Genomic DNA, 11555 nt, shown 5'->3' with positions numbered 1-11555 from the left:
GGATATGCTTATTCAATTTCGAAAATTGACAACCAGCGATCACCCGTTACAGTTCCATCAAACCGTGGATGTAAGCCGTGCCGTCAAAGGCCGGAAGGATATCGCGTCCGTTCAGCCGCTTGAGGTTGAGCTGATGGCGAAGCCATCCGTCGCAGGCTCGGTGGAGGTTCGCGGACGATTGCATGGCGGCCTGGAGCTGAAATGCTCCCGTTGCTTGAAGCCGGTCAGCGAACATCTGGACATCCCTTTTCATGAAGTATTCCAGCCGGTGGAGGACCCTGAAGCTGTTCAGGCTGATGACGATGATACTATATATGTGACAGGCGAGAGTGTGGATCTCACCCCGTATGTAGAGGAAGCGTTCCTTCTCCATCTACCGCTAGCTCCGGTTTGCAGCGCGGACTGCAAGGGGCTTTGTCCAAGCTGTGGCAAAGACCTGAACGAAGGCTCCTGCAATTGCGATACGGAAGTGATCGACCCGAGGCTGGCTGGGCTGAAGGACTTTTTTAAATGATAATGGAATAACAGCCCCGTGAATGCGGGTTGACCTGATTAAGGAGGTGGGAACATGGCAGTACCTCAACGCAGAACGTCCAAAACACGTCGTGACAAACGTCGTACTCACTTTAAACTGGCGGTGCCAGGAATGGTGAAATGCGAGCAGTGCGGAGAATTGAAGCTTGCTCACCGCGTATGCAAAGTGTGCGGAACGTATAAAGCAAGAGAGATTATCAAACAATAATTTTTATAAGTAGTACTTCATCTTTGGTGAGGTGCTATTTTTTTTGCCGCTCTACTTTCTTTTTGACGGGATATCCTTTATACTTATATTTTAGTACCAGGTTCTAATATTTACGCCTAATCATACATAAATCATAAGCACGGCGATTATATTACGGCTAGAAGGAGTTGTTTCGTCATCGACCGTTTATCGAAAAAAGACCGTCACCAGCGGCTGCTCCAGCTGATCGACGAGAATCCCTTTGTAACAGACCGTGAGTTGACTCGCCAGCTTAAAGTTAGCATACAGACGATCCGCCTTGACCGGATGGAGCTTGGCATTCCCGAGCTTCGCGAACGGATGAAGCAGATGGCCGAACATTCCTTCGATCAGGTTCGCTCCCTGTCGCTGGAGGAAGTGATCGGAGATGTCGTCGATTTGCAATTGGACAAGAGCGGTATATCCATATTCGAGATTCGTGAAGAGCATGTGTTCAGCAAAACCCGGATCGCGCGCGGACATTATGTTTTTGCACAGGCTAATTCCTTGGCTGTTGCCGTCATTAATGATGAAATCGCCCTGACCTCCTCGGCGGATATCCGGTTTTTGAGACAGGTTCATCTCGGAGAGAAGTGCATTGCCAAGGCTTATGTTCGTTCCAGTCCGGAACTGAAGGGGAAGGCCAAGGTCGAGGTGTTCACTTATGTCGCCGATGAAATGGTGTTCCAGGGGAACTTCATCATTTATCGATCGGAAGGCACTGACATCAATGAAGGAGGAAGACGGCAATGAAGATAGTCATTGACGCTATGGGCGGTGACAACGCTCCCCGCAGCAATGTGGAGGGTGCTTTGTCGGCTGCCCGGGAATGGCAGGATATCGAGATTGTGCTTGTAGGAGACCAGCAGCAGATCGAGGCTTTGCTGACGGATCGTCCGTCGAATCTGTCCGTAGTCCATGCCAGCGAAGTCATTGAGGCGGAGGACGAGCCGGTAAAGGCTGTTCGCAGAAAGAAGGATTCCTCGATGGTCGTGGCCGGCAGGATGGTTCGTGACGGAGAGGCCAGCGCCATGATTTCGGCTGGCAATACGGGCGCGCTGATGACGACCGGGCTGCTCGTTGTCGGGCGGATGAAGGGGATCGAGCGGCCTGCGCTGGCTCCGATCATCCCAACGCTTGACGGCAAGGGCGTGCTGGCGCTTGATCTGGGTGCGAACATGGATTCCAAGCCGGAGCATCTGCAGCAATTTGCGCTTATGGGAAGCCTGTATCGGGAGAAGGTGCACGGCATCGCGAAGCCCCGGGTAGGGCTGCTGAATGTCGGAACCGAGCCAGGCAAAGGCAATGAGCTGACCAAGCAGGCGTATCCGCTGCTTGAACAGCTGCCGATTCATTTCGTCGGCAATGTGGAGGCGCGGGATGTGATGGACGGCGTATGCGATGTGCTCGTATGCGACGGGTTTGCGGGCAACATCTTGCTTAAGGCGATCGAGGGCACGGCAGGAGCGCTGTTCTCCCTGCTGAAGGAGCAGTTCTCCCAGTCGCTCAAAACGAAGCTGGCTGCGGCGCTTATGATGCCCGAGCTTCGCAGCCTGAAGTCCACGCTTGATTATAAGGAGCATGGCGGCGCGCCGCTGCTTGGGCTCTCGGGCCTGGTTGTGAAGGGTCACGGCTCTTCGGACGCCGGCGCCATCAAGAACGCGGTGCGGCAAGCGAGAATCGCAGTGTCAAGCAAGCTTGTGGAGAGCATATCGAATGAAATCAGCGGGAAGTGAGTGAGGAAATGAACAAATTGCGTTCGGTTGGCATTATCGGCACCGGCAAATATGTACCTGAGAAAATTTTGACCAATCAGGATCTGGAGAAGATTGTAGATACGAGCGACGAATGGATCGTATCCCGGACGGGGATCCGCGAGCGGCACATTGCCGCGCCGGATGAAGCGACCTCCGACCTGGCTTACAAAGCAGCGCTGAATGCGCTGGAGTCGGCCGGCATGTCTGCGGAGGATCTGGACCTGATTATCGTAGCGACGATCACGCCGGATATGGCTTTCCCTTCCACTGCCTGTCTGATTCAGGACCGTCTGGGCGCGAAAAAGGCGGCGGCCTTTGATCTTTCGGCCGCATGCTCGGGCTTTGTGTACGGCCTTGCGACAGCAACGAATTTTGTGCAGACGGGAATGTATAACAATGCGCTAGTGATCGGTGCGGATTGCTTGTCCCGCATTACCGATTATACGGACCGCAACACCTGCGTGCTGTTTGGTGACGGTGCTGGAGCGGTGATTGTGGGCGAGGTGCCAGAAGGACGCGGCTTCAAAGCGTTTGATCTTGGAGCTGAGGGCGCCGGCGGGGCCCATCTGTATATCGAAGCGGGCGGCTCCAGGCTGCCGGCGTCTGTGGAGACGCTGGAAAGCAAGAAGCATTACATCTACATGAATGGCCGCGAAGTGTTCAAGTTTGCCGTCCGTGTGATGGGCACCGCGACGGAGAAGGTGCTGTCGAAGGCAGGCGTGGATAAAAAGGATATCGACCTGTTCATACCGCATCAGGCAAATATTCGGATTATTAATTCCGCCATGGAGCGCCTGGAGCTGCCGGAGGACAAGGTGGTCATCAATGTGGACAGATACGCCAACACCTCGGCCGCGTCGGTTCCGCTTGCGCTTGTGGAAGCCCAGGAGACCGGTCGCATTAAAGAAGGCGACACCGTGCTGATGGTCGGCTTCGGCGGTGGCTTGACTTGGGGCGCATCGGTATTAGTTTGGTAAATCATAACGATAATGGTGAAGAGAGGGGCTGTACACTTGGGGAAAACAGCTTTTATTTTTCCGGGGCAGGGCGCGCAGTCTGTTGGAATGGGGAAGGACGCATTTGATGCGGTTCCCTCTTCCCGTCACATTTTTGAAACGGCGGATGAGAAGCTTGGCTTCTCGCTCAGCTCGATCATTTTCGAGGGGCCGGAGCAGGATCTGAAGCAGACCGCCAATACCCAGCCTGCATTGTTAACGACCAGCATCGCTTATCTGGAGGCTTTCCGTGCCAAGGGGCTGAACCCCGATTATGTAGCCGGACACAGCCTGGGCGAATACAGCGCTCTCGTCTGTGCAGGTGTGCTGACTTTTGAGGAAGCTGTAGCGATTGTCAGAGCAAGAGGAGAATATATGGAAGCTGCCGTTCCAGGCGGCCGCGGCGCGATGGCGGCGGTTCTCGGTGCAGACCGGGAAGCGCTGGCGGGCCTGTGCCGCAGCATATCGGATGCCGGACAGCTCGTGGAGCTTGCCAATATGAACTGCCCGGGGCAAATCGTCATTTCCGGGACAGCCGAAGGGGTGGCAGCGGCTTCGGAACGAGTGAAGGAAGCGGGCGGCAAGCGGGCGATCCCGCTTGAAGTCAGCGGGCCGTTCCATTCGTCGCTCATGAAGGAAGCGGCGGACCGGCTGGCACATAAGCTGAAGGAAGCCTCCTTCCAAGAAGCGGCTGTACCGGTTGTGGCCAACGTGACTGCACGTCCGGTTACCGAGGCAGGTGCGATTCGCGATCTGCTGGTCGAGCAGGTGTATTCCCCTGTGCTGTGGCAGGACAGCGTGGAGTGGATGATCAGCCAGGGCGTGGACACGTTTGTTGAGATTGGCCCAGGCAATGTGCTTGGCGGACTGATCAAGAAAATCGACAAGTCGGTCAGCACGATTCAAATAAATAGTCTTGAGGGCATTGACAAGTTGGCATCACTTGCTTAAAAATGGACAGACTGGATGAAATAACAAACGCCGGAGAGGAGGAGCAGCATGAACGAGTTGAAAGGACAAACTGCACTCGTGACAGGAGCTTCACGCGGCATCGGGCGGAGCATCGCGCTGGCGCTGGCCGATCTTGGAGCGAATGTGGCGGTGAATTACGCCGGAAGCGAAGCGGCTGCAGCTCAGGTGGTTGAGGAGATCCGCGCCAAGGGCGTCGAGGCCGTCGCCCTGAAAGCGAACGTCGGCCAGACTGTGGAAGCGGATGAATTGATCAAGCAGGTATTGGACGCTTTTGGTCGAATTGATATTCTGGTGAATAATGCGGGGATTACCCGGGACAATTTAATCATGCGCATGAAGGAAGAGGAATTCGATCAGGTGATCGAGACGAATCTCAAGGGCGTGTTTAATTGTCTCAAGGCGGTAACCCGTCCGATGATGAAGCAGCGTTACGGCCGTATCATCAACATTTCCTCCGTCGTCGGGGCGCTCGGAAATCCCGGCCAGGCGAACTATGTCGCTGCCAAGGCCGGCGTCATTGGCCTGACGAAGTCGGCTGCCAGAGAGCTGGCGTCCCGGGGGATTACGGTGAACGCCGTAGCTCCGGGCTTTATCGACACCGATATGACCCGCGAGCTCCCGGAGGAGATGAGAGAGCAGCTGCTTGGCGGCATCCCGCTCGCCCGCCTGGGCGAGCCTGAGGAAGTGGCCAAGGTAGTCGCATTTCTGGCATCCTCCGGAGCAGCCTACATGACAGGGCAAGTTCTTCATGTAGACGGCGGCATGTATATGTAATCTAGGAAGACTTATACATGGCGAAAGCTGTACTATCGATTTCAAATGCATTCTATGGCATTTTGAAATCATATCTCGTATAATTACCAAGAGGAGGTGAGCCGGATGTCCGATGTACTGGAACGCGTGAAACGCATCGTTGTCGACCGCCTGGGTGTAGACGAAGCCGACGTAACACTAGAAGCATCTTTCAAAGATGACCTTGGAGCTGATTCTCTCGACGTAGTTGAATTGGTAATGGAATTGGAAGATGAGTTTGATATGGAGATCTCTGATGAAGATGCGGAGAAAATTACGACCGTAGGTGAAGTTGTAAACTACATACAATCTCATACCTAAGTCTTAACAGTAAGTCCCGTTCTTTAGCAAGGCGGGACTTCTCCACATTTCAACTGCATATCCAATTGCAGCAAATGATAGATTATTGCTGTCTTTATCTGCGGCTGTTCAGCCGCAGATCATAGACAGTCCACATAGAGGTGAGCTTGATTTGAAGCAACGAGTGGTCATAACAGGAATGGGGGTCATGACCTCCTTAGGTCAGGACCTGGATACCTTTTGGAATCATTTGATGGAAGGCAAGTCGGGCGTATCGCGCATTGAATCGTTTGATGTCAGCGAATATACGACCCAGATCGCTGCAGAAATGAAGGATTTCAATCCTGAAGAATATATGGATCGTAAGGAAGCACGCAAGATGGACCGGTTCGTCCAGCTGGCGGTGGCTGCCGGTGTGAAGGCGCTGGAGGACAGCGGGCTGAAGATCGGTGAGAATGCCGATGCCGAGCGCGTGGGCGTATCGATCGGATCAGGGATCGGAGGACTCGGAACCTGGGAGGATCAGCATAACATTTTGCTGGAGAAAGGCCCGAAACGGGTAAGCCCTTTCTTCATCCCGATGATGATTGCCAATATGGCTTCCGGCCAGATGTCGATTAACCTGGGAGCCAAAGGCCCGAACACGACACAAGTGACGGCTTGTGCGACAGGCACGCATTCCATCGGGGATTCATTCCGCCTTATTCAGCGCGGAGATGCCGATGTCATGATTTGCGGAGGAGCGGAGGCGACCATCCGTCCGACGGGTATGGCTGGCTTCTGCGCCATGCGGGCCATGTCGACCCGCAACGATGAGCCGGAGAAAGCGAGCCGGCCGTTTGACACCGGTCGCGACGGGTTCGTCATGGGTGAAGGAGCGGGCGTGCTCGTGCTAGAATCGCTGGAGCATGCATTGAAGCGGGGAGCGACCATCTACGCCGAGGTTGCAGGCTATGGACTGAGCGCAGATGCTTATCATATTACAGAGCCTGATCCGGACGGAGCAGCGCGCTGCATGAAGATGGCAATTCGCGATGCCGGCATCGCGCCGGAGGAAGTGAACTATATTAACGCTCACGGCACGTCAACGCCGGTCGGTGACCGTTCCGAGACCCGTGCTATCAAGACGGCGCTCGGGGATCATGCCTACAAGGTAGCGGTCAGCTCGACCAAGTCGATGACCGGGCATTTGCTCGGCGCAGCCGGCGGTGTGGAAGCGGTCATTTGCGGACTCAGCTTGAAGCATCAGATGATTGCACCGACGATCAACCTGGAGAATCAGGATCCGGAATGTGATCTGGATTATGTTCCGAACAAGCCGCGGAAAGCCGAGCTGAACATTACGATGTCCAATTCATTTGGCTTTGGCGGTCACAATGCAACGATTATTCTAAAAAAATACGCCGAGTAAGGGGAAAGTGTGTTGAGTGGAGATCTGAAGCAGTTACAGCACAAACTTCAAATCCGGTTTCGCAATGCAATGCTGCTGAAGCAGGCCTTTACCCACGCATCGTATGTCAATGAGCATCGCTATAGTCAGAATCAGGATAACGAGCGTCTCGAATTTCTTGGCGACGCCGTGCTTGAGCTGACGGTCAGCGAATTTTTGTACAACCTTTATCCGGATCGGCCGGAGGGCGAATTAACGAAGCTGAGAGCTGCTATTGTATGCGAGCCTTCACTGGTTCAGTTTGCCGTCGGTCTGGACTTTGGTCGATATGTTCTTCTTGGCAAGGGCGAGGAGATGACGGGCGGCAGAACCCGCCCGGCCCTTCTGGCCGATGTATTTGAATCCTTTGTGGGTGCGCTATATCTGGATCAGGGGTTGGATGCGGTTCGCCAGTTTCTGAGCGAACACGTCTTTCCTTCGGTGACCGTCAACGGTCGGCCGCAGATGAGCGATTACAAGACCGAGCTTCAGGAATTAACGCAGCATCACGGCATGGGCGCACTGGAGTATCGTATTGTCGAGGAGCGAGGACCGGCACATGAGCGGGAGTTTGTCTCGGAGGTTTACATGGGAAGCGATTGCCTTGGACGCGGCAGCGGCAGGTCCAAGAAAGAAGCCGAGCAGCAGGCAGCGGCGTTAGCGCTGAAGCGGCTGAAACGTGCGGATGCCTAAGCTTCGCTATGGTGAAGGACAAACAAAGAGCAAAGAGCAGTCAGGCGGATTACCGGACCTTGAGAGTGACTGTTTTTTGCTCTTTTCGTTGTCTGGCGATAAATAGAAAATAGATGAAACCGATATTGGGCCGGCGGTTCCGAAGAAGCTGGATATGAAGGAAGCGTATGGCTAAATTCATAGGTTCGGGTTAGATGAACGATATAGGAACTAGGAAGTGAAGCCGCTTCTACTTGTGGTACAATATCGGAAGAGGTGAGTGCTGGAATATGTTTTTGAAACGGATCGAATTAGCGGGATTTAAATCGTTTGCCGACAAAACCGAGATGGAGTTTGTTCGGGGAATCACGGCCGTGGTTGGCCCGAACGGCAGCGGCAAGAGCAATATCTCCGACGGCATCCGCTGGGTGCTGGGGGAGCAGAGCGCCAAGTCCCTCCGCGGAGGCAAGATGGAGGACATCATCTTCGCCGGCAGTGACGCCCGCAAGGCGGTCAATTACGGTGAGGTGTCGCTGACGCTGGACAACGAGGATCATGCGCTGCCGCTTGATTTCAATGAAGTGACAGTGACAAGACGCGTCCATCGCAGCGGCGACAGCGAATATTTTATTAACAAGCAGTCCTGCAGGCTGAAGGACATTACCGAGCTGTTCATGGACACCGGGATAGGCAAAGAGGCATATTCCATCATTGGACAAGGCCGGATTGAAGAGATTTTAAGCACCCGTTCGGAGGATCGCCGCGGCATCTTCGAGGAAGCCTCCGGCATAGTTAAATATAAATCACGCAAGAAGGAGTCGGTCCGCAAGCTGGAGGAGACCGAGCAGAATCTGCTGCGGATTCATGACCTGGTCACGGAGCTTGAGGACCAGATCGGACCGCTGAAGGATCAGTCCGAGAAGGCGATTCGCTACAAGGAGCTTCGGGAACAGCTGAAGCACAAGGAAATCTCCTTGTATGTGCACCAGATCGAACAGATTCACTCCTCCTGGAGCGAAGAGAGTGCGAAGCTGGAGAAGCTGAAAGAGGAACAGCTGGCGCTCTCAACCGTCGTGTCGGCGCATGACGCGAAGCTGGAGAGCGACCGCTCAGCGCTGCGGCAGCTGGAGACGGAGATTGAACAGATTCAGAACGAGCTGCTGCAGTACAGCGAGCTTTTCGAGAAGAGCGAGGGCTATGGCGAGGTGCTGAAGGAGCGGCGCCGGAATCTGGAGCGCACGAAAGAGCAGCTGGAGCAGAGCTTGAACACCGGCGATTCCCGCCTGACCGAGCGTCAGCAGGAGCTGTCCGCGATGGAAAGCAAGCTGCAGGAGCTGCAGCAGGAGCTGGCCCAGGTGAGAGATCAGCTCTCGGCCGAGGAAGCGAAGCTGGTCGGTGTAACCGGGGGCATCAGCCAGCAGCAGGAAGAGAGCCTGAAGGGCAATCTGCTTGAGCTGATGAACCGGATGGCTCAAGCTCGCAACGAAATACGATATGCGGATCAGCAGCAGGAGGCACTGGAGCGGCGGATGAACCGGGCCCAGGAGGAATCCGGGAAATGGGAAAGCCAGAAGGAGGAACTGCTGCGCCGCAAGGAGGATATTGTTCGCCGTGTGGAGCGCTTCGGCAAGGAGATTGCGGAGCTTCGCGGCGCCTACATTACCGAGAGCGAGCGTTATCAGTCCTTGCAGAAGCTGCTGGAGGAGACGCAGGGAACGCTGCGCAAATGGGAGCAGAAGCGGGAGGCGCAGATTTCCCGCCGCGATACGATGAAGGAGCTGCAGGACGACTTTGACGGGTTTATGCTGGGCGTCAAGGAAGTGCTCAAGGCCGCGCGCAAATCGGTACTCCATGGTGTCCACGGCGCGGTGGCGGAGCTGATTCGCGTTCCCGAGAAGCTGGAGCTTGCGATGGAAACCACGCTTGGCGCTTCCGTTCAGCATATCGTTATGGATAACGAGGCTGTATCGCGCCAGGCGATCTCTTTCCTGAAGCAGCGTCAGCTGGGCCGTGCCACGTTCCTGCCGCTGGATGTGATCCGGCCGCGGACCGTATCGGCTTCCGACCGTTCGCTTGCCGAAGGGGAAGCTGGATTCATCGGATTTGGTTCGGAATTGGTGCAGTATGATCCGAAATATAGCAACATTGTAGGCAGCCTGCTCGGCAATGTGGTCATTGCCGAGACGCTGGAGCAGGCGAACCGGATTGCAGCGCGCTTCTCCTACCGTTTCCGCGTCGTTACGCTCGAGGGAGATGTGGTTAATGCAGGCGGTTCCATGACCGGGGGCAGCCAGCATAAGAAAAACAACAATCTGCTCGGGCGTAAACGCCAGCTGGACCAGCTCGATCAGGAGATCCAAGAAACCGAGAAGCAGCTGGATAAGCTTCGCAAAGGAATTGAGCAGGTGCGTTCGCAGATGACCGCGTCGCAGGACAAGCTGGACGAGCTTCGCAAGGCTGGGGATGACAAGCGGCTGGAAGAGCAGCAGGCAGCTGGCGATCTCAAGCAGCTGGAGCATGAACTGCGCCATGTTACAGAGCAGGCGGAACTGGCCGGGGCCGAGAAGAGCAGCTTCGAGCTGGAGGCCAAGGAAATTCAGGAAAGCCGCGTCAAAGCAGAAGAGCAGCTGCTGAAGCTGGAGGAGGAAGAGAAGGCGACCCAACAGGCGATTCAGGCTGCCGAGTTTGCCCGCAAAGCCAATGAATCGGCGAAGGAAGAGCTCCAGGGCCAGCTGACCCAACTGAAGGTTCGCGAGGGCAAGCTGGACCAGGAGAAGTTCTCGCTGGAAGACCAGCTGAAGCGGCTGCGCTCCGATGTGAACAATCATGAGAAGGAGCAGCAGCAGAATCGGACGCTGCTCGCTTCCGTTCAGGCTGATTTGGAGCAGAACGAGGCGGAGAGCGTCAAGCAGATTGAGGAGCTGAACACCTACAAGCTGCGGAAGGAAGAGGCTGCGCAGCAGCTGGAATTCAAGCGGGCATCCCGGGCGTCCCTCAGCCGCAAGCTGGAGCTGGCGGAGAGCGAGACGAAGGAGCAGCGCACCCAGCTGAGAGCGGTGGACGACCAGCTCCGGCAAACCGAAATTAGCGTAAACCGGCTTGATGTTGAGCTTGAGAACATCCTGAGAAAGCTGAGCGAGGAATACGAGCTGAGCTATGAGCTGGCGAAACAGCGCTATCCGGTGCCGGAGGATGTGCCGGCGGCGCAGAATGAGGTGCGGGACCTTAAGCGTTCCATTTCCTCCCTGGGCGAAGTCAATCTGGGGGCGATTGAGGAATACCAGCGGGTGAACGAGCGCTATCAGTTCCTGAGCGAGCAGAAGGCCGACCTGGTGGAGGCAAAAACGACGCTGTACCAGGTGATCAAGGAAATGGATGACGAAATGTCCAAGCGCTTCAAAGGAACCTTTGATGCGATCCGCCATGAATTCGGAACGGTGTTCAGCAAGCTGTTCGGCGGCGGACGGGCGGATCTGATCCTGAATGATCCGGATCATCTGCTGGAGACAGGCATCGATATCGTTGCTCAGCCGCCAGGGAAGAAGCTGCAGAACCTGCAGCTGCTGTCCGGCGGTGAGCGGGCGTTGACGGCGATGGCGCTGCTGTTCTCAATCCTGCAGGTCAAGCCGGTGCCGTTCTGCGTGCTCGATGAGGTGGAGGCGGCGCTGGACGAGGCGAACGTCGTCCGTTTCGCCCAGTATTTACGCGAATTCTCGGAGCAAACGCAGTTTATCGTGGTCACCCACCGCAAAGGCACGATGGAAGAAGCCGATGTCCTGTATGGGGTCACGATGGAGGAAGGCGGCGTATCCAAGCTCGTATCGGTTAAACTGGAGAATGAAGAAGCAGAGATCGCCTGACGGCGTGATATAAATATA

11 protein-coding genes are annotated in these 11555 nt (G+C 55.4%); all 11 read left to right on the top strand.

Annotated elements, in window-relative coordinates; genetic code table 11:
• The first annotated feature begins 4 nt into the window (after nucleotides 1-4).
• The 11 genes from CHH67_RS13940 to smc all read left to right on the top strand — a co-directional run bounded on the left by CHH67_RS13940 (nucleotide 5) and on the right by smc (nucleotide 11537).
• Nucleotides 5-514, top strand: coding sequence for a YceD family protein (locus CHH67_RS13940; protein ID WP_095265801.1), 510 nt, complete (start codon nucleotides 5-7; stop codon nucleotides 512-514).
• Between the two features lie 54 nt (nucleotides 515-568).
• Nucleotides 569-742 (top strand): 50S ribosomal protein L32, encoded by a 174-nt coding sequence (rpmF, locus tag CHH67_RS13935; RefSeq protein WP_006211382.1) that lies wholly within the window; start codon nucleotides 569-571, stop codon nucleotides 740-742.
• Nucleotides 743-919: 177 nt separating this feature from the next.
• Nucleotides 920-1513, top strand: a complete 594-nt coding sequence (gene fapR, locus CHH67_RS13930; RefSeq protein ID WP_095265800.1) for a transcription factor FapR — start codon at nucleotides 920-922, stop codon at nucleotides 1511-1513.
• Complete coding sequence (plsX, locus tag CHH67_RS13925; protein ID WP_095265799.1) at nucleotides 1510-2496, top strand: phosphate acyltransferase PlsX; 987 nt, start codon at nucleotides 1510-1512, stop codon at nucleotides 2494-2496. Before fapR ends, plsX begins: the two co-directional genes overlap by 4 nt.
• A gap of 8 nt (nucleotides 2497-2504) precedes the next feature.
• Nucleotides 2505-3494: a beta-ketoacyl-ACP synthase III gene (locus CHH67_RS13920; RefSeq protein ID WP_095265798.1), complete on the top strand. Its 990-nt coding sequence runs from the start codon at nucleotides 2505-2507 to the stop codon at nucleotides 3492-3494.
• A 36-nt stretch (nucleotides 3495-3530) separates the two neighbouring features.
• Nucleotides 3531-4463, top strand: coding sequence for an ACP S-malonyltransferase (fabD, locus tag CHH67_RS13915; protein ID WP_095265797.1), 933 nt, complete (start codon nucleotides 3531-3533; stop codon nucleotides 4461-4463).
• 48 nt (nucleotides 4464-4511) lie between these two features.
• Nucleotides 4512-5258 (top strand): 3-oxoacyl-[acyl-carrier-protein] reductase, encoded by a 747-nt coding sequence (gene fabG / locus CHH67_RS13910; RefSeq protein ID WP_095265796.1) that lies wholly within the window; start codon nucleotides 4512-4514, stop codon nucleotides 5256-5258.
• A gap of 105 nt (nucleotides 5259-5363) precedes the next feature.
• The gene (gene acpP / locus CHH67_RS13905) at nucleotides 5364-5597 is read left to right on the top strand and encodes an acyl carrier protein (protein ID WP_007132116.1); all 234 of its coding nucleotides are present in this window, start codon (nucleotides 5364-5366) and stop codon (nucleotides 5595-5597) included.
• Nucleotides 5598-5748: 151 nt separating this feature from the next.
• Nucleotides 5749-6987: a beta-ketoacyl-ACP synthase II gene (fabF, locus tag CHH67_RS13900; RefSeq protein ID WP_095265795.1), complete on the top strand. Its 1239-nt coding sequence runs from the start codon at nucleotides 5749-5751 to the stop codon at nucleotides 6985-6987.
• 12 nt (nucleotides 6988-6999) lie between these two features.
• Nucleotides 7000-7698, top strand: coding sequence for a ribonuclease III (gene rnc / locus CHH67_RS13895; RefSeq protein WP_095265794.1), 699 nt, complete (start codon nucleotides 7000-7002; stop codon nucleotides 7696-7698).
• 269 nt (nucleotides 7699-7967) lie between these two features.
• Nucleotides 7968-11537, top strand: a complete 3570-nt coding sequence (gene smc, locus CHH67_RS13890; RefSeq protein ID WP_095265793.1) for a chromosome segregation protein SMC — start codon at nucleotides 7968-7970, stop codon at nucleotides 11535-11537.
• The last annotated feature ends 18 nt before the right edge of the window (nucleotides 11538-11555 follow it).

Origin of the sequence: Paenibacillus campinasensis, from assembly GCF_002272015.1 — a bacterium.
Classification (GTDB): domain Bacteria; phylum Bacillota; class Bacilli; order Paenibacillales; family Paenibacillaceae; genus Paenibacillus_AQ; species Paenibacillus_AQ campinasensis.
Note: the sequence above shows the minus strand (reverse complement) of the source record. Positions and strands in the feature narration are given on the sequence as shown.